Source organism: Sphingobacterium detergens (genome assembly GCF_003610355.1).
GTDB lineage: Bacteria > Bacteroidota > Bacteroidia > Sphingobacteriales > Sphingobacteriaceae > Sphingobacterium > Sphingobacterium detergens.
In genome coordinates, this window is sequence record NZ_RAPY01000006.1 from 84,888 (window position 1) to 105,249 (window position 20,362).

14 protein-coding genes are annotated in these 20,362 nt (G+C 40.4%); 9 read left to right on the forward strand and 5 right to left on the reverse strand.

The window, feature by feature from the left end; translation table 11 throughout:
• Positions 1–19 precede the first annotated feature (19 nt).
• Positions 20–1,795, forward strand: coding sequence for an aminopeptidase P family protein (locus tag DFQ12_RS23165; protein WP_120261433.1), 1,776 nt, complete (start codon positions 20–22; stop codon positions 1,793–1,795).
• A 167-nt stretch (positions 1,796–1,962) separates the two neighbouring features.
• Here DFQ12_RS23165 and DFQ12_RS23170 read toward each other — a convergent pair whose 3' ends face one another.
• The 3 genes from DFQ12_RS23170 to DFQ12_RS23180 form a co-directional block, all read right to left on the reverse strand.
• Positions 1,963–2,370, reverse strand: coding sequence for a response regulator (locus DFQ12_RS23170; protein ID WP_120261434.1), 408 nt, complete (start codon positions 2,368–2,370; stop codon positions 1,963–1,965).
• Positions 2,370–4,244 (reverse strand): PAS domain-containing sensor histidine kinase, encoded by a 1,875-nt coding sequence (locus DFQ12_RS23175; protein WP_120261435.1) that lies wholly within the window; start codon positions 4,242–4,244, stop codon positions 2,370–2,372. The genes DFQ12_RS23170 and DFQ12_RS23175 overlap by 1 nt, the downstream gene beginning before the upstream one ends.
• A gap of 364 nt (positions 4,245–4,608) precedes the next feature.
• A complete protein-coding gene (locus DFQ12_RS23180) occupies positions 4,609–6,402 on the reverse strand; it encodes an alpha-L-fucosidase (RefSeq protein ID WP_120261436.1) in 1,794 nt (597 codons plus the stop codon).
• Between the two features lie 273 nt (positions 6,403–6,675).
• On the opposite strand from DFQ12_RS23180, the gene DFQ12_RS23185 reads away from it, so the two are divergent.
• From DFQ12_RS23185 to DFQ12_RS23195, 3 genes are all read left to right on the forward strand, one after another.
• Positions 6,676–9,762, forward strand: a complete 3,087-nt coding sequence (locus DFQ12_RS23185; protein WP_120261437.1) for a SusC/RagA family TonB-linked outer membrane protein — start codon at positions 6,676–6,678, stop codon at positions 9,760–9,762.
• Between the two features lie 85 nt (positions 9,763–9,847).
• Positions 9,848–11,401, forward strand: coding sequence for a RagB/SusD family nutrient uptake outer membrane protein (locus DFQ12_RS23190; RefSeq protein ID WP_120261438.1), 1,554 nt, complete (start codon positions 9,848–9,850; stop codon positions 11,399–11,401).
• The gene (locus tag DFQ12_RS23195; protein WP_120261439.1) at positions 11,395–13,287 is read left to right on the forward strand and encodes an alkaline phosphatase; all 1,893 of its coding nucleotides are present in this window, start codon (positions 11,395–11,397) and stop codon (positions 13,285–13,287) included. The genes DFQ12_RS23190 and DFQ12_RS23195 overlap by 7 nt, the downstream gene beginning before the upstream one ends.
• A 105-nt stretch (positions 13,288–13,392) precedes the next feature.
• Here DFQ12_RS23195 and DFQ12_RS23200 read toward each other — a convergent pair whose 3' ends face one another.
• Entirely contained in the window at positions 13,393–14,856 is a 1,464-nt protein-coding gene (locus DFQ12_RS23200) for a hypothetical protein (protein ID WP_147420467.1), read from the reverse strand.
• A gap of 290 nt (positions 14,857–15,146) precedes the next feature.
• Between DFQ12_RS23200 and DFQ12_RS28690 the strand changes: the two genes are divergently transcribed.
• Positions 15,147–15,269 carry a hypothetical protein gene (locus DFQ12_RS28690; RefSeq protein WP_425275604.1) on the forward strand — a complete coding sequence of 41 codons (123 nt, stop codon included), beginning with the start codon at positions 15,147–15,149 and terminating at the stop codon, positions 15,267–15,269.
• Between the two features lie 37 nt (positions 15,270–15,306).
• Here the strand turns inward: DFQ12_RS28690 and DFQ12_RS23205 are convergent, their stop codons facing one another.
• Complete coding sequence (locus DFQ12_RS23205) at positions 15,307–16,401, reverse strand: DKNYY domain-containing protein (protein WP_120261441.1); 1,095 nt, start codon at positions 16,399–16,401, stop codon at positions 15,307–15,309.
• A gap of 845 nt (positions 16,402–17,246) precedes the next feature.
• Between DFQ12_RS23205 and DFQ12_RS23210 the strand changes: the two genes are divergently transcribed.
• The 4 genes from DFQ12_RS23210 to DFQ12_RS23220 are packed head-to-tail and all read left to right on the forward strand — an operon-like array spanning position 17,247 to position 20,305.
• On the forward strand, positions 17,247–19,031 hold the full coding sequence (locus DFQ12_RS23210; RefSeq protein ID WP_120261442.1) for a hypothetical protein: 1,785 nt from the start codon (positions 17,247–17,249) through the stop codon (positions 19,029–19,031).
• Positions 19,032–19,075: 44 nt separating this feature from the next.
• Complete coding sequence (locus DFQ12_RS28225; protein ID WP_167457341.1) at positions 19,076–19,228, forward strand: hypothetical protein; 153 nt, start codon at positions 19,076–19,078, stop codon at positions 19,226–19,228.
• Between the two features lie 19 nt (positions 19,229–19,247).
• A complete protein-coding gene (locus tag DFQ12_RS23215) occupies positions 19,248–19,958 on the forward strand; it encodes a hypothetical protein (RefSeq protein WP_120261443.1) in 711 nt (236 codons plus the stop codon).
• Positions 19,959–19,987: 29 nt separating this feature from the next.
• Positions 19,988–20,305: a hypothetical protein gene (locus DFQ12_RS23220; protein WP_120261444.1), complete on the forward strand. Its 318-nt coding sequence runs from the start codon at positions 19,988–19,990 to the stop codon at positions 20,303–20,305.
• Positions 20,306–20,362: the final 57 nt, after the last annotated feature.

Below are 20,362 nucleotides of genomic sequence, written 5' to 3' on the forward strand. Positions count from 1 at the left end.
ATAAAATTGTATAGACGACATGAAGCATATCGAAAAATTAGCTGCTATTCGTGAGGCTATGAAGATTCAAGGAATCGATGGATATATTATCCCATCATCAGATCCTCATATCAGTGAATATTTACCAGAACGTTACAAATGTATTGCTTGGGCATCAGGGTTTACAGGATCTGCAGGTACCTTGGCAATCACACAAGATTTTGCGGGTCTTTGGACAGATTCCCGTTATTTTGTCCAGGCAGTGGAGCAATTGGAAGGAACCGGTTTTGAATTGGTTAAACTGAAAGTCCAGGCAGCGGCGGAGTATGCGGATTGGTTAGGAGAGAAATTGAATGCAGGAGCGAAGGTTGCTTTTGACGGAAATCTGGCGTCACTCTTGGTGGCTCAATCCGTCAAAGGAGTCTTGGAACCCTTGGATATTCAGGTGGATGGTCATGTTGATTTACTCGCTGATTTATGGGAAGGTAGACCAGAGCTGCCAAAAGCGCAGGCCTACTTGTTGCCGGAAAGTACAACAGGACAATCTACCGTGGCGAAGATTGAAGCTGTAAGGGCTGAAATGAAGAAAAATCGGACCGATGCACATTTAATATCTTCTTTAGATGATCTTGCTTGGCTACTTAATATCCGTGGTCAGGATGTACCTTGCAATCCAGTTGTTTTGGGATTCGTATTGATCACTGCTGATACTGCGACACTTTACATCGAACCATCGAAATTGAGCGCCGAAACCGTTGCTGAATTAGGAAGCTATGGCGTTGAAATCGCTGCATACGACAATATCTATCACACGATCGAGACATTGCAGGCAAAGGCTATCTTGATTGACCCAAAACGCACCTGCTTTGCGATGTTTGATAGCGTTCCAGAAAGCATTAAAATAGTCGAAAAAATAAATCCTTCTACGACTTTAAAAGCAATTAAGAATAAAGTAGAAGTTGAAAATAACAGGCATACTTTTGTAAAAGACGGTGTTGCACTTACCAAGTTTTTTAAATGGTTGGAAGAAAACGTTGCCAGCGAAGAGCTGTCTGAACTTTCTATTGCAGATAAATTGCGTGGATTTCGTGAGAGCCAAGAGGGATTTGTTGATGTTTCTTTCACAACAATTGCAGGCTACCTGGACCATGGTGCATTGCCACATTATTCGGCGAATGAGAAATCCAATTATACTTTACGTCCAAAGGGCTTGTTGTTAGTGGACTCTGGTGGCCAATATAAAACAGGTACAACGGATATTACACGAGTTGTTTCGCTCGGCGGACTTACCCAGGAGGAAAAGGAGGACTATACTTTGGTGCTGAAAGGTACAATAGAGGGGTCGCAGGCAATTTTTCCTGTAGGCACCCGTGGTTATCAAATCGATGCGATTACTCGCCGTCCATTGTGGGAGACCTTGCGCAATTATGGTCACGGTACAGGCCATGGCGTTGGATTTTTCTTAAATGTACATGAAGGACCGCAGACATTTAATGCTGCTGCGATAGATGTTGCTGTTGAACCGGGTATGATCACCTCCATTGAACCTGGTCTATACCGTGTTGGCAAGCATGGTATCCGCATCGAGAATTTGGTGTTGACGCGTAAGGCAGGTTCCTCGGAATTCGGCGACTTCTTGGATTTTGAGACATTGACAATATGTTATATTGCGACAGACTTGATTGAGAAATCGCTGTTGGAAAAAAGACATCTTTCGTGGCTGAATAATTATAATCAATGGGTATTTGATCAATTATCAACGCATCTCTCAAGTGAAGAAAAGAATTGGCTGGCCGACAAATGTAAGGCGATATAACAATTTAAATAGAAATAGGAACCTGTATCTTGCGGGGTCCTATTTCTATTTTCAACTAAGATAGGTTGCCCATAATTAAAGGTTTAATAGCATATTCGGGTAAGTAATAATGTCCCTAACTAAACAAACCTCTGAAGGCAATTGCTTCTGTTGAGTATGAGAATTTTTTAATTGCTCTGTCTCAGAATTTCATATAACAATTCCTTACCAAAAGGCTTCAAGATAAAATCACTTATAAAAGGGTAGTTTGCCAGTTGTTCCTGATCACTTTTACTTGTGGAAGAGCTGATGATAAAAATCTTGGTTTGATTAATGAAATCGGGCTTATCTTCTAAAACGTCCATCAATTCCCAACCCGTCATAAAAGGCATATTGATATCAACAAATAATATGGGTTGCCCCAAAGATGTACTGATATCATGCGTGTCTAAAAAATCCAATGCATCCAATGCATTCTTAAAAGGGTGAAATTCAATAGGGTAATCCGAGAATCCTTGAAGCATATAGCCGAAAATAGTGCGTAATATTGCATTGTCGTCTATGAGGATGATTTTTCTTTTATTTTCCTGATTCATTACGTTCTTTCTAAAAATTTGACGGAAAAGATACTGCCTTCGTTTGGTTCACTTTGTACATCTATTTTACCTCCCAGTGACTCCACCTGATAGCGTGTGAGAAATAATCCGATACCCTTACTCTCAAAACCACGATGGAAAACTTTCTTGAACATGAAAAGCTGCGATTTATATTTAGGTAGATTGATGCCTAGTCCATTGTCCTTTACAGTTAGCAATGTGCCGTCCTCTACCATGGAAGTGCTGATTTCAATATGTGGTGCTTTGCCTGGCGCTGTAAACCGAAGGGAGTTGCTGATGAGATTACTTAGAATGCTCTCCAGATAGATTTTGGGGTAATGAATATGTTTTACATTGAATTCTACTGAAATCATCGCATTCTTCAATTGTATTTCCTGAATATACTGTTGTTTTACTTTCAGATATACATCGAGGAAATTGCAGTTCTCGAATACGAGCGATTTATTTGAACGTAATTCAAGGATATCGCCTAAGTCGTGTAAGGTTTCGGTGAGTTGCTCACTACTAATTTTTAAAAGATCTAAAAAATCAGCCTTCACCTTTTCATCTTTCGAAATTTTGAGTTCATCGATAAGCATTGGCATATTGCTCAAGGGGCCCTTTAGGTTATGTGCCAGGATATTGGCAAACTCTTCCAGCTGCCTGACTTTGGTCTCAAGATCAATTTTAACTAGATCGGATTCTATTTTCTGTTGCTTTAATATCTCGATATTTTTCTTGGATTCGGAAATATCCTGGATCTGGCTGATCAGAAACAATGGCGTATTGGCGCTGTCGAAGACAGCAGCCATGGTGACAGAGCACCATACAAAATGGCCTAGTTTATGTCGAAAACGTTTTTGTACGGTAAAGCTATCAATTTCACCCTGAATAAGCTTTTTGCGAAGCTCAATATCGCGTTCTATGTCATCTGGGTGTGTTTTTTGGGCGAATTTCATTTTCGACATTTCCTCCTGTGTATAGCCCACGATTTTTGTCAATGTATTGTTCGACTCAATACAAGAGCCATCGAGGTTTGTCAATGCAATACCCAGACCCGAGAAATGGAATGCCTGATTGAATTTATGCTCGTTAAATCTTATTTTTTCTGTTGATTCTATCTGTTTGGTTATATCTGAAATAACCAAGGCGACCCGGTTTTGTGTTCGGTGAATAGGCTTTATCTGCAAACTATACCACCTGTCTTTATGTTTTTCCGAAGGAGACTGAAACTCCATTTTAAACTCACGGTCAAGCTTTAATGAATTTTGGATCAGCTGAATTGTCGGTATGGCTAGATCTGCCGGGAAAAGTTCGATCAGGCTTTTATTCAGAAATTCCTCCGGTGGATAGAATAGCAAACTTGGATCGTTTGTCCAATAATTTTTAAATACCCCTATGTCGGAGACTTCAAAAACGAGATCATTGAGCGAGGCAACCAGTAATTGAAGCTCATGTTGTTTATCTTTTAATGCCTGATTCTGATTGACAAGCTTGGAGACATCGATGAAAGACAGCAGCAGGTGGGGCTTATTTTCTTCGGTGAATGGCGTAATATGAAATACAAACCACCTAAAGGAGTCTTCTATTGCGATTCCCAGGATTGTTTCCTGATGGACTTGATTGTTGTTGAGAGCGATTTGGAAGGGGGAACGTTTCGCGCTGAGAGCGGATGCATCCTCGGGTGAATAGAATGTGATTAATTCATGTAATTTCTTGCCTTTAGCTCCATTCTCGTCCAAGGCTAAAAGCTCGCATGCGCGTGCGTTGAGATGTAACATGGTTCCATCTTCCGAAGTTGTAATCAATCCTTCTAATCCCGAACGTTGCGTTTGAGCGGAAGGTGTAGATAAAGAGTCCCGTTGCAGATGCATTATCCAACAATATTTAGGATTAATTTACTCATTTATAAGATATGAGACTGGTCTGGTCTCAATTTACAAAATTGGTAACTTTTACCACAAAATAATAAAAAAATATTAAAATAGGTAATTTTTATATAACGGGTTGCTGAGTAGGTTATTATGTGTAACACGGAAAAGAGCAAATGGTTTTGGAAGGTTTTAAATAAATCCTTTGTAAAATTAATCCAGTCAAAAATGATTTGAAAATAGGGATTTAAACTGTTGAGGAAGGTTTTATGAAAAAGAATATAAAACAGTTTTCAATTATAAAAAAAGGACTTATGAAGACAAAACATCATAAGCCCTTTTTTTAATAGTTATTGATCTAAACAGCTCAATTTTTTGTTTTTTCCAGCCATAACCAATTAAACCAGAGTGGAAGCTGTTGTTGACTTTTGTAGGTCAAGATATATTTACCCGGTTTATCAAATTTTAATGTTCCGATACGTTTTTCTACAAATTCTTCGGTGTAGTTATTTTCATTTGGTTCGACAACCATTTTATTTGTAGGTTCAAAAGTTCCGTTCAGTTGTTGACTAGCTACACTAATTTCGAAGGGAATGTTTTCTTTATTGGGATTGTGCGCAGAGAAATCTAGTGCATATGTTCCCGCCTCTGTAACTGTTACTTCCCAGTCGATCTTCGTATTTCCTGTGAGGACAGCATAGGTTGGATTTTTGCCATTATAACGTACGATTTTCAGTTCATTGTTGAGGCTATTGGTTGATTTTAGAGAAAAACCACCAAAAGTGGATTCAGGGACGGTATTTTTGTCCAGTTCCAGGGGACCATCGAAAGTTAATTTTACTTCCGAAACATAATGATCCGGTTGATCCACAGGTAGGTCAATATGGATTGAGCTCAGTTTCTGCTCATAGTTCAAAGTAGTCGAACTGTTACCTTTCACTACTGCTATGTTGGACGGTTTGGATTTGATACCTGTAATACGAAGTTTATGATCCAAAGGCCAGTTAAATACATGCGCATACACAACCGTTTTATTTTGTTCGGTTTTTGTGGTCAGGTAACCCCAGTCAAAATGGTTGTTTTTTAAAGAAAGACCAGTGGCGCCATAAATGCTTTTGCCATAGGAATTTAGCCAGGAGCCTACATCATGTAAACGGCTTACACTTTCATAAGGAACAGTTCCGTCGGCTCGCGGACCAATATTAAGGGTGAATCCACCATTGAGACTGACATTGGAAATCAATGATTGGAAGATCTGGCTTGTTGATTTCCATTCGTTTTCCTGACCGTTATATCCCCAGGAGTGGGCAATGGTACCTGGCGTTTCCCAAGGGTGGGCAATATAGTTGCTGCCAAATTGATTGTCACCAAGGGTTTCGAAATCTACATTTTCGGCATCTGTCGGAAGACCAAGACGTGAATTGATCAGACAGTTCGGTTGTAGCCCGCGGATTAATTTTACGACCTGAAGTAACTGCTCTTTTTTGATGATTGATTTTTGATAAGGGATCCACATATCGAACCATATCAGCGAAATATCGCCGTAGTTACTCATAAGTTCACGAAGCTGTGGTATTACCTTCTCTTGCCAATACTGATTGTATTGGGCATCGGTTACGTGTCCGGACAATTCTTGCTGATGATTCCAGCCATAAGGATGTTCCCAATCGATCCAGTGTGAGTAGTAGAAGCCGAGTTTCATGCCATGTTTTTTACAGGCCGCTGCGATTTCTTTGATCACATCGCGGTTGGATCCACTCAGTTTAGGTAAACTGTAGGTTCCCACTTTGGTATCCCATAGCGCGACACCATCATGATGTTTGGTCGTGATGATCATATATTTCATTCCGGCCTCTTTTGCGAGGAGCACCCATTGTTCTGGATCTATCTTGTTCCAGTCAAAGCGTTTGGCCAAGCTACCATATTCTTCTTTCGATACACGGTTGCGGTAGCGTAACCATTCCGCATAATTATTCATATATCGTAAAGGTTCACCTTTCCACATACCTTCAGCAGCGCTATATAAGCCCCAGTGGATAAACATGCCAAAACGGGCATCTTTAAACCAATCCGCCTTTCCATTGTCCTGAGCAAAAAGTCGTAAGGAAGCGCTGATCAGTAACAAACATAAGATCGCGATTCTTTTGAGTTGTGGTATCATAAAGGTTGTTGTTGTTTGGATTACAAGATAAGTAAAAAAGTAGGAATAGTATATCCAATTCTATTGGAATACAAAAGGGTTGGAAAAATAGTCTGCTAAATCGAATTTTTATCTATGTACATACATTTGAAGATATGAAAAAAAATTATATTTTTATGAAAACCAAAAAAATATACCAATTAAACGAACTGAGGACGGGTTTACATTTTGTTAACATGATGTTAAAATTTTAATAACCCTTAATTTCTACTTTCGCCACACATTATCAATCATATGAATAAATTTCTAATTCTACCACTCGCGCTTGGGATTGCCTATCAGGGACAAGCATTCCCCGTAAAAAAGCCTTTTTCTTCCATTGTTGGAAGTAGTGTCTTTCAGGACCAGATTAAAGGAACAGTTGTCGCGAACAATGGCGTGCCTGTTTCAGGAGTAACAGTTAAAAACGTTCAATCAGGAAAAACAGCAGTAACGGATGCAAGGGGACAATTTCAATTGTCAGCCAAACAAGGCGAGACCCTTCGCTTTAGTTCTGTCGGGTACAAGTCACTGGATCAACAGGTGACAGGGAATAGTCTGTCAGTTACCCTGACGGAAGATTCCAGTCAATTGGAGGAAGTAGTGGTGGTTGGTTATGGTACGCAACGAAAGAGTACAGTCTCTGGTGCTGTTGCTACAACAGATTTGAAAGGTACAAACAGCCGTTCAATGGCAGGGATAGGGGAAGTATTGCAGGGAAGAACTCCTGGGGTTACAGTAACAGCTGAAGGCGGGGATCCAACATCTAAACCAAGTATCAATATCCGTGGAATGGGCGGTTTGAATGGTCAACAACCTGTTTATGTCATTGATGGGGTAATTTTTAATGGGGTGCCAGATCTGAATCCAAATGATATTCAGGATATCAGTGTTTTGAAAGATGCATCCGCGGCTGTCTATGGAGCCCGTGCTTCTGGTGGTATTATCTTAGTGACAACAAAGAGTGGAAAAGCAGGGGAATTAAAAATCGATTTTGAGGCGAAATATGGATTGCAAAAAGCACATAACCTTCTGCAATCGTTGAATGCGGCAGACCGTGCCATGATTTCCAATCAGGCGGCAGATAATGCAGGAGTAGCACGCGACCCCGCTTTTGATGCAAGCAAATATCCCGATGGGCAGATTACCCGTACCAATTGGGTAGACGAGATTTTTCGTACAGCGCGCACACAGGATTATAATCTATCTGCAAGTGCAGGCAATGAAAAGTCTTCTTTTTATACAGGTTTCAACTACCGTAATGCTGAAGGTATATTGATTAATACGTATGGAAAACGCTACAATTTCCGTATAAATTCGCAAACGCAGTTGACACCATGGTTAAAATTGGGCGAAAATATTTCCTATTCCTTTACCAATGGACAGGGCGCAAATACAAGCTCGGGTTATACAGGGGCTGTTTTGTCCGCAATTCATTACCCACGGAATGTATCTGTTTATGATGATGCAGGCAAATTTTCAGGACTTCCAGAAAAGTATGGTCCGGGATCTTATGGAGATGTGATTAATCCGGTGGCCTATTTAAGTCGATTGGACGTGGATAACCCTGTACATAACCTGTTGATCAATCCATATGTAGAACTCAAATTGCTTCCGGGGTTGAAATTTAGATCAAATTTTGCCTACACCAAGCAATTCACCGATTTCAAAGAGTTTACAGCACGCATTCCAGAAATTGGAAAACCCAATATGTCCAATTCCCTTACGATAAGGACCGAGCGGTCAACAGATATCTTGGCGGAGCAAACATTGACTTATGAGAAGGATTTTGGCAAACATCATATTGAGGGCTTGGCCGGATTTATGTATCAACAGACCAAAATGAATTATCAATATGTCATTGGTGAAAACTTTGATGATGAAGCTAAAAACTACCGTTACTTGGTCAATGCAGGTCGTATCCAGCCTGTTGATGATGGTTTGGGAAAAACGGCCTTGTTGTCTTACTTATTGCGTGCAAATTACAATTATGACAACCGTTATATGTTGACGTTGATTGGTCGTCGCGATGGTACTTCCTTGGTCGCTAAAGAGAATCAGTTCCAAAACTATGGATCGGTTTCTGGAGCCTGGGCGATCCATCGGGAAGCATTTCTCTCGGATTCAGAAGTAATTAATACCTTAAAATTGAGGGTGAGCTACGGTATTTTGGGTGATTTGGCCACATTACCTTCTACAGCAGTTAGTCCTTTGCTGAAACGAGTGGACGCTTGGTTTGGAAAAACACCAGCTCTATTACCTGGATATATTCAAGAGGCAATGGGTAATCCGAATTTAACCTGGGCGGAATCCAAACAAACCAATATTGGTTTGGATCTGGGTATTTTGAACAACCGCCTAACCTTAAATGCGGATTATTTTGTTAAGAATACAAGCAATATGATTATGCAAATCACACTTCCAGGTACGACAGGTGTGAAAAATAAATATGTAAATGGTGGTCTTGTAAGAGATAAGGGATTAGAGATCGCCTTGAACTACAGTAGTAAAGCCGACGCGGCATTCCAATATGATGTCAGGGCATCCGTCAACAAGATCACGAACAATGTGGAATCTTTGATTGATCAGTATCCAAGTATTCCTTCTCAAGTCGATTATCGCGGAATACTAAAACCTTTACGAACAGAACCTGGACAAGCACTCTATTCATATTATGGTTTGGAGACCGCAGGTCTTTTTAGATCTAATCAAGAAGCTGAGCAATATAAAAACAGTGCCGGAACGAAAATACAACCAAATGCGCAGGCAGGGGATATGAAGTTTGTGGATCAGAATGGTGATGGTATTATAGACGCAAAGGACCGTGTATTTTTAGGAAGTGCTTACCCTGACTTTAACTATGGTGTGACTTTCAATGGTAGCTATAAGAACTTTGACGTCAATATCTTTTTTCAGGGTGTGCAAGGTAATAAGCTGTTCAATGCATTGAAATATACAGGTTTAAATGCAGCATCAGGACAACCTTATAATATGTTTGAGGAAATAAAAAATGCATATTCAGAGTCCAATCCGAATTCGGATATACCACGTGTTTCTGTAAAAGATCTAAATGGTAATTTCTCTAACGTTTCAGACTTCTACATTGAAAATGGTTCGTATCTACGTTTAAAAAATCTGATCGTTGGATATACGCTACCACGGGAATTAACACAAAGGTATAAGATACAGAAGCTGCGGTTCTTTGCTTCGGCAACCAACCTGTTTACTGTGACGAAATATACGGGAATGGATCCTGAGGTAGGAATAAACAATTATGGTGTGGATGCGGGTCGTTATCCACAATCACGTACATTCTTGTTTGGAGCGGCTGTTACTTTTTAATTTCAAACTTGGATAAAATAGGAAACTGTATGGGATTTTATAATCGAATGGTTCAACTTGATTATCCTGTAAAAAAAATACTCCAATGAAAAAAATAACTCGAAATATATGTTTTGCCCTGCTTTTAGGAAGCATGGGGGTGTCTTTTCAATCTTGTACGAATAAATTAGATATCCTGCCGGAAGGAGCACCATCTAAGGCTAGCTATTGGAAAACCAAAGAAGATGCCGTAAAAGGGGCTAATGGACTCTACAATCTTTATGATGATGAGGATTTCTATGGTCGTGGATTTGCCTGGTTTCTAAACGCAAGTGATGATATGGTCACTGGAAGAAATAATGCGCAAGCAGAAAATATTCGCACATTTAATCGCAATTATATCGGTGGTGGCTATACCGAATCACAATGGCAAATGCGCTATGCGATTATCAAACAGGCCAATGAAATCCTACGTTACGTCCCTTCCATTGCTATGGATGAGAAGCTTAAGAACCGCATTTTGGGCGAAGCAAATTTTAATGCAGGTTATATGTATTTCCAACTGGCGGCGAATTATGCGGACGAACGCGCTGGGGTCCCTATTGTTACCGTTGAAAATATGGACAACGAAAAGGCAACACCAAGAGCGGCTAATGTCGAAGAAAATTATCTTCATATTGAAAAGTTGCTCAAGTCGGCTGCTGATCAATTGCCCTTTTTTGATGAGCTAGATGTGGCCGATTATGGCCGTGCACATAAAGTAGCCGCATGGGCAGTTCTTTCCAAAATGTACCTGTATAAGAAAGATTATAAAAATGCGATCCTTTATGCCGATATGGTGATCAATCAGGGTAAACGTGGCTTAGAAAAATCTTTTACGGATGTCTTTAAAGCTGCGAATAACTGGGGACCTGAGTACATCTGGTCTGTTACAAGTACCCCTGCTGGTACCGATGGCTGGGGATCTATTTTACCAGGTGTGATGTTGACCAATGGTGCCTGGGGATTATACAATGGCTGGGGGTACTATATGCCAACCAAAGAACTTTATGATTCTTATGAAACAGGTGATGCCCGTAGGGAAGCAACGATCTTGAAGCCTGGGGATAAGTTTATGTTCTTTGGAAGCGAGCGGATATTTGCTCCAGCAGGTTCGGCGACTTGTGATATGCAGTTCAACAAATATATGGAGCCGTTCTCGCATCCATCTCCGATCGGTACTCATGTGAGTCCAAATGGAAATCACATGGCTACGGATCTAAATGTACCTTTGATCCGTTTTGCGGAGATCTTGTTAATCAAAGCCGAATCTCAGATTATGCTGAATGGTGCTGGTGCAGGAGATAAAGAATTGAATATGATACGTAAACGTGCCAACCTTATCGAAAAGACAGGGATGACATTGACTGATCTGAAACGCGAACGCCGTAATGAGTTGGCGGGCGAATTTTCAGACCGTCATCGTGACTTAGTACGTTGGGGTGATGCCGAGGCAACGTATGCCAAGCCGCTTCATACCTATGCGATGAAGAATGGTTCAGGCATGCCAATAGAGTTCGCCGGTCGTAAGTTTGACCCAAAAATTCACCATGTGTGGGCAGTACCTCAACAGGAAGTGGATAATAGTGCAGGTCTGATTAAACAGAATCAAGGATGGTAAAAGTTCCAAAAGTCTCCCGAAATAAATTGGGCGGCTTATTGATAATCGCTGGCTTGTGCGGAGGACCTTTAGGGTCTTCCGCACAAACACTCAATGAGAAATTTGAGCAGCTGATGTTCAACCGTGAAAAAGGACAGGTAGGGGCGATCAACTATGCTGGACATAGTCATAATGATTACTGGCAGAGTCAGCCTTTCTATACGGCCTATTACGCGGGAATGCAATCCATTGAAGCAGATATTTTCCTGCGCAATGGTAAATTGATGGTTGCGCATGACGCAAAGGAAATGAAAACGGAGAATACGCTCAATGCGCTTTATCTGGATCCTGTTGCTAAGCAATACCGCAAAAATGGCGGAACAGCCTTTGCTGACAAAGCAAAAAAACTACAGTTGCTGATTGACGTCAAAGAAAACTATAAACAGGTATTGCCCGTTCTTATCAAGGCGCTTGAACAATATGGTGATCTGTTCAATCCACTTAAAAATGCCAATGCCATTAAAGTAATCGTAACAGGTGGGAGACCTAAACCAGATGGATTTAAGGATTATCCCAAATGGATGTTTTTTGACGGCGAAGTCAATTGGAACTACGATGCAGCAAGCCTGGCACAGACCGGATTGATCAGTGCTGATCTAAAGGACTATACGGATTGGAATGGTAAGGGATTACCTGAAAATATTCCAGCCATCAAAAAGGCGGTCGCCAAGGCAGATTCGCTGGGACTTCGTTTTCGTTTTTACGGAACACACGACAGTCCCAATGCCTGGCAGCAGCTTATCAATCTCGGCGTTTACTGGATCAATACCGATCATCCCAAGACCTTAGAGTTATTTCTTGAGCAGCGTGAACGGTCATCTTTCCAGTCGGCAAAACCACAGGCGATCTATACACCGAGTTTTCAATATGACGGTCAGGACCGTAAGGTGAAGCGGATTCTGCTTTTGATTGGAGACGGTATGGGGCTGGCCGCTGTAAAAGCAGCGACATTGGCCAATGGGGGCGCGCTCAATATGACACAGATCAAAACAGTCGGACTTTCGCAGACCGAGGCATTGAATTCGGACAATACCGACTCCGCCGCTGGAGGTTCTGCTATCGCTGTAGGACAGAAAGTAAATAACCGCGCAATTGCTGTCGATGCAAACGGTAAGCCATTGCCCAGCGTAGCTGCGGTACTGGCCGATCAGGGGTGGAAAACAGGGGTGATCAGCATCGGTGATGTGACTGACGCCACTCCCGCAGTATTCTATGCCCATCAGCAGGAACGGAATGAGAGCGAATCCATTTTAGGACAGTTCCAACATTCCACAATGGATTTTATTCTGGGCGGAAAACCCGGATGGTTGCAGAAGAAAAGTGACTGGAAAGGATATGCCGGTGTTTCGATTGTAAAAGATCAGATCAATCAATCCGGTGGTAAGCAGATTGTGTTCCTGTCAGACGAGCTTCTTAAGCCTGTGAAAGATGGTCGATCAACGATTTTAAAACAGTCTATGCTGGATGGCATAAAGTTTCTGTCCCGTGATGATAAACCATTCTTTCTGATGGCAGAGTCTGCGCAGATTGACTATGCTGGTCATGCGAATGACCTTAAATATTCGGTCATGGAAACATTGGATTTTGACAAAACGATCGAAGAAGCCTTAAAGTTGGCCGATCAGGATCCAGAGATGCTTGTTGTTGTAACTGCAGATCATGAAACTGGCGGACTTACATTACTCGATTCTGACCGTAAATCAGGACGTGTGATGGTTAATTTTAGCAGCAACGATCATACGAATGCTTTCGTTCCCGTATTTGCTTACGGAGCCCGCTCGTTTTTATTCAGGGGGGTATATGATAATACAGCTATTTTCCATAAACTACTGGAAGCTGCGAAGTAAAAATTTTAATTTCCTTTACACTTTTCGCCCCGTTTGTGTATCAAATCACAACGGGGCATTTTTTATCCCTTAAGTAATAGCCCGATTCTGCTCCTCCACCTGAGATTACTCCTTGTACTCTTTTCCGGTATAGATGTCTATGTAATAGTAATTATCTTTATTTTCCTCGCCTTTTACCCGTACCAGACCATTTGGGTTGATCGTGTCATAGCTTTTGGTCCCGATCTGCTGTTTCGTTTTATTATTGTACAACGTAAAAGGGCCATCTTTTTGCGTCTGTAAGGCAAAGATCTGTTGTTGGCCATTCAAGATATCAATATACCGAAAACTTGGCGGTAGATCCCATGTTTTGGTTTCGGCATTCCAGAGGCCCATGGTGGGATCCTGCTCACCTTTTTTGACGTTGATGAGGTATAATGCTTCGGTTTGATAGACGTATTTTATTTTTCCCGTTTTCCAATCTTTTTCAAGGGTGTTCTTTGTAAACAACATATGCTTATCCGGCCAGACCAGATAACCTACCTGATCCAAAATAAAGAAATCCTTAACGTTGATTTTATCCAATAAATTGCCATCCTTGTCAAGATACAGCCAATCATAAGCCCATACCTCGTGGTCATAATTAAATCTTCCCAAAATAAAGTAAGGTGAATTGTTGACAGAATACACGAGAGAAACTTCTTTCAGGAAAGCCAGTTGTGCTGCAGTAGCCTGTTTGATCTGTTTTGGCAAAGCTTTCTCATATTGCGGGAAAACATAGATGGCCCCTGTACTGTTGTCTTTTAACAATTTGGGCACTGTTGGTTTGTAGCGATCCTGATTGATGGAATCCAACTGTAAGGGCTGGCCGTTCCAAAGCAAGTCTATTTTATCGACACCAACCAAATTGGAAAAAATAGGCCGCTTATGTTGAATATCGTAGATCTCAAAACGATTTTCAGCAGGAGGAATGTATCGGCCATTTTCCAAAAGCATATCAATTTTTGTACTAAGCTTTTTTAGATGCTGGTTTTTTAGTTCATAAAGATTCCCATTTAGGACGAAATGTTTATCATCCAGATCGTATGCAGCCGAACTGTATTCGTTTTCGTCGTAGGGAACATCTTTGTCCAAGAGGATCTGGTCGGTTTCAAGCACACGGATTTCTACCTTAACATAGGTCGCTGTTTTCTTTACGCCACCACCCATGATATTCCAGTCCCAATTCCAGAAGGGCAGTTTTTTCTCATGCTCCAGACGTTTCATCAGTAGTGTCACTGAACCTAGTGGTTGTAACCCAAGATCAGTATCAGAATAATTTTCGATAAAATCTCCCTTTGAATTAATTAAAGCCTGCTGGTTTTTCTCGTTTGAGACGATAGCGTACCCAGTGTGGGTAAAAGGTTCGGCTCCATAGAATTTTTGTGTCAGCTGCTTCCGGAGCAAGCTGTCCACATAGACGAATTGTTTGTCCTGGGTCTGCATCGGAATCCAATGGATAGATTTTAACGATGAATTTATGGTAGACTCTTGTGCACAGGCTGTCATACAAAGAATGGTTATTAAACCTAATAATATTGATTTGATCATCTTTTTTCTTTTTAATTGAAAGCGTTCGCTGTTAAAAGAGCAACGAAAAGTTACGTATATGCTCATTATGCCAATGCAACGCTTTATGACAGGATTCATGTTAAATACAGGGATCCTGAGGCTAAAGTAGACGAAAATTGCCTTTGGAAAAATAGCCGAATTCAGTGATTATGAAGCGACTTGATTGGTTGCTGGATAGCCATATTAAGCCCGTTTGTTCCTGCATTATTTTTTTCGATGAGCCGATTAGAGTTTAGGAGCAGCTCAAATGCATGACCGCAAAAAAGTATATGTCCATTGCGGAGACCTCAAAAGCTACTGCAACAAGGTGCCTGCAATACCTGCAAGAGCAGGGTATATTTGAACAAATTGGGCTTGGAAGATCCGTACATTATGAACTTATACTTAGTTAAACGACCGATTTTAAAATAATAGATTCAAGCGATATCATTATTTCTTGTCTACCGGAATAAGTTCTGCGCCTCCCTCGTTGGGCCGGTACCAGTACTTGTGGCCCAGATCATCTTCAAAATCATGATTTGTTTTTGCTTTATCTACATTTCTAAAACTTTTTACATCGGGCCCTTCAAAGATTTTATTGCCGACGAAAATATGTCTGGCATCTTTGGCGACAGCGCGTCTAAGGACTTCAAAAGTTTTTGGATCCGCTTCCGCAAATAGCTGTTGGTTATAATAGATGTGATTCTTGTCACCGGACCAAAAAGAGTTTCCACCAATGCCTTCCAATAGTTTAAAACTGGCGGCATCGACATCCATGAATTCAAATTTCTTTCCTTCGATCAGCACCAGTTGATCAATGATTACCGTTTTTCTGTCAAGTAATTTGATGTTATTGGTTGAAGGCAAAGTCGTTTCGAGCACACCCATACCCTGATAGGGTTGGTAATAAAGTAATTTTTTGCCATCCAAAATGATGTATTCGTCATTGAGCACATCAATCTTGTCCGTTGTGTAATTGAGCGGATTGATACTTTTCTGTGTGACCACATAGAGTCTATTTTTGTCTTTTACAAAATTTTCATTCAAAATTTTAAATGAAGCATAGTCAACCAGTAATGGTTGGGCATTGTAGAAATAATGTGATTTATCTTTCGCTAGGGATGCGATCGTATCATACAAGGTAATATACGTTTCGGGATCAGCACCCGTAATGGCGATGAGTTGTTGCTCGCTACATTTTCGTGTAGTTGAAGTCGTCGAACCATCGAAAACGAATACATGAGACTGATCGACGGGAATATTTCCTTTCAATCGAAAAGTTTTTGTGTCTACAAATTGTTGTGGACAGCCCATAACATAGATATTGTCTTTATCACGTCCATAGACACCTCTGATCACAGAAAAACTATTTACATCTGCGTCCATTTTTCTTGAACCACGTTCAAAACCATTGCCTCCGGGGATAAAATAGATCGCCCCACTTTTTTTATAGTAGTCTTCAGACAAAGGACTGAGCTGCTCTTTGCAGGAAAAGAACAAACCTATACATGTGCCGATAATTCCCATTTTAAAAATATGTTTCATGCTTTCATTTCTATGATTTGTGCCCTGATGAAGTTTTGCTATTCCTGAATATAATGAACTGCATAATCCACTGTATTTTAAAAATACAATACATCAACCATGTGTGCGGAGGGAATTTACGATTCGCTTATGGCTATTTATGATTCGTTTACATCCAATTGTGGAGCGGGAAGGACTGATCCTATTTATCAGATTTGTTCGGCGCAATTGGGACTTAAATTTAGTAATAATTTAGAAAACAGTTGCCTGTCCAAGGGGAAGGAATATGGGCGCTGTTAAGGTCGGATTAGGCACCCTTACAGTATTGTTTAAGTATTGATAAAGTATAGATTAAGTATTGCTATAGTATTTGTACAATATAGATTTTGGATAGCTAGCCAGTGTTATTTCCGTGCTGTAGTTGGCCTACTGGTCTACTATGATTACCTGTAATAAAGGATGGTTATCTTTTTGTATAACTGAAAGACTATTATTCTTAATAATATTTGTTTTTTATATTATTAATTATTACGTTTGTATATATAAACTATACTATTGTATCGTAATGGTGTTTTTGTGTAAATAACACAAATGCCTTACCTGTATCTTAGTCGGCAAGCAGGTAGGTATTTTTTCGCAGTCAAGCTGAAACTTCGATACAATTGTTTTCATTGCCGGCCTTTTCTTAATAAACCAAGGTGCAAACGTATATGCATTTTACCTGTTGATTATCTATTTAGTCATCTTGGTTGTCTTTCTGTGTTTTTTACAAAAAAACTGTTTATTATTTGCAATAATAGTCTTTAACGATTTGTTGTACTGAAGACTATCTTTTGCGGGATTTTTTAACCATTCAATCATTTATTATGGAAATTAATAGTCAGTTGATTATTGAACGTTTATCCCTGCGTATGGATCTCGATCGTATTTATTTCTTCAAATATCAGTTCTTAAATCAGGAACACCACCACTTACTTTTAGCGCTTAAGCCAGTGAGCGGGCTTTCCACCAAGGCCCTGAAGCCTATTGTGGAGTTATGTCTGATGGATCAGGAGAATATTACCTATGAGATCGTTCTAATTGGGGATTTGAAGAGTAAGATAAAGATCGGTAGCATATATTATGCCTATGCTTCGTTGCCTAAGCACATCATTTTTCTTGCTGATGGCAAAAATAATAAGCTGCAGGGACATAAAGAATTGCGAAGTGCATTGGAACTCGCTGAGGAATATTATAAGAAAATACTGCCTTTATCAGCCGATTTCCTAAAGGGAGCGGAAGCTTTTGCTGCTGCAGGAAACTACCTTAAAGCGGTATTTATGCTACATCAGGGACTAGAAAATCACTTACGGTTGTTACAGGTTATGGTCGAAGGGAGAGCGAATAATGTACACCGGTTAAATAATAGAATTAGAAATCTAAGCGAGCATTTTGAGACACTGGATACGCATTTTATAGGCGATAATGAACTGGCAAGAGAGCGCTTTAAATTGTTAGATGGAGCCTTTGATGCAGTAAAGCAAAATAAGGAATTGGAAATTTCGGCTTTTGAAGCCTCTAGCCTATATGATCATAGTCGGTTAATGTTGGATGCGATCGATCAATTATTTCACTATTTTATAGGGGCTCTTCGCTCTGAATATGAGCAGATCACGGCCACACAGATCGATATTCCGCAAGCAGAGACCGAACCGACGGTTACCACCGTTACGAAGGTTCCGGAAATAATGAAAAAGAATGCTGCTTCGCCCGCTGACAAGAAGATTGTAACCACAGCACAGCCGGCTGTTTCAAATAATCCTATTCTCCAATCTTTCCCTTGGCCGGATCGGTATCAGTCCGATATACAGCAGCTGCTCAAACAGATCTGCCAGGACAATCAACCCGAACAGATTATGTTGCTCAACTACTATGTGAGTAACGCCAATGGGGGCGGATTGTTCGACTTTCCACCCAAAGAAATAGGCAATGCGACTCTCTATTTAGTTGTCATTAAAAAACGGATTGGACCAGTGCATTTTCGTAAAGTTTCTTTTGGACGGGTTACGGCAGTTATTTCTTTTTTAAGCAGCAATTTTATCGAAACAAAATTGAACAAAGGAAGTCGCTTTTCGAATACGATTTGGACTGACTCCATCGTTCTCTTCCGTGATCCGCAGTATAAACCATGTTACTTTGTAAGGCCAATAGCTTGGTCCGATACCTTATTGAAAACCGTAAATTGTTGTGAGCGTAATTCAAAGCTTATGCAGGATACGGTAGAGCTTTTTACAGATGAGCGTATTTCAAGCAGATTATTGGCAGTTTCATTGCTTAATCAGTTGCTATCGATTGGGGTATATACTTATCTCTATCTGCGTATCGGCCATGCGCCACTTAATGCGAATTTGGAAGAACTGATTGATTGGACTTGTATCTGCGATAATAGGTTGAAAGAATTTTTTATCGCTAAAAACGATATTGATGGGATATTAAATGCAGAACTAATGCGGCAGACCAAATCACGGATCTATGAGTTACCTCCTGAATTGACCCAGTTGGACATGAGCGTTTTTAGTGCGAAAGCAAGTGATATCGGCAATATTTTCTTGGATCTCTGCCAGCAGAGTTTGAAATATTTGGAAGCGAAATCGGGGATTAAAATAAATTGAAGCTTGCTATGAAATGCTAGGTTCTCACTTAAGTAGGGTAGACTATGGCCTATAAGATTGTTTGCCGAGACTCTGTCGAAGAGCGAATCCTAGGACTTCAGGCCAGTAAAAAAAGAATGGCTGAGGGTATAATCTTGGACGAAGCCAATCTGATGAAATCCATTAGTAAAGAAGAACTACTTAAATTATTCGAGTAACCAATTATAAACTTAACGTATGAATACCGAATCTACAATAAAAACTTCTCACGCTGGAATGATGTATTCACGTGATTTCCAACTTTGGTATACCTATCTCAAGCGACGGATAGAAAAAGAGTGGCGCCCCGAGGAGCTTTCGTTCTTACTAGGCAAGCCCGATCATGCCTATCTCGATTTTGAGCGGATGTTTCAAGTCCAAAAGTTTTTAACGCAAGAATCTATTTTATTGGATCGGATATATACGAGTTCTCGGATCGAGGCGATGGAATTCCACCGGGAAAAATATGAGGTTTCCGAGGAGCGTCTGGTGCGTCTTAAAATTGAAGAAGATGAGGTGAAATGGAACTATACTATTGAACTACCCTGGCAGTTTGAGAAGGGAGAGGAACTTCCTCCTGCACCAGAATTGCAATTTGAGGAATGGAAGGCCGAGAAAGATCTTCAACTTGAATCGGATGCTATGCTCCATGTTCGGCAAAAACTGGACGTATTATTGGACAGTAATTACTTTGAAAACGGTGCTACGGCGTTGCAAATGTTTCGTAAAGTCGCACCTACCGGTCTTGTTCATTTACAGATTTTTCCTCGACATCTTAAAAATGTCTTGTATAGCCTTATTCAACAAAACAAACTCGTTGTCAGAAATATAGAAAATAGCTTTTCATTTTTCTTAACGGCTTTTCAGCAAGCTAGTCGCAAACAGTATTTATTAAATGGCTGGCGTTGAGTAAAAAAACAATCATTATATTTATCCCAATGAATAAAATGATTCCTACAAATAGAACATCAATGGTACCAGCCATTTTCAAAGGATTGGCTGGTACCATTTTTATTTTTGCTTTTTTGACGGCCATTTCTTATCAAAATGATCTACCCGTGGATGGTAAATTGGTGATTGGATTTCCCTGGGAGTTCTATTCAGAGGGTACAGGCTATAATCTTGAACGTGATGAATACGCCAGTTTCGAAAATTTTGAACCACTTAAACTGATCGGTAATTTCCTTATCGCACTAGCTATATACCTTGTTTTACACCTGTCTCTTCGCCCTCTTTTTGGAAAAAATAAGCGCTAATTTCTGTCGTTATTGTTAGCCTTTTGTTAAGACTATTTTATATGCTAACGCGGTTTA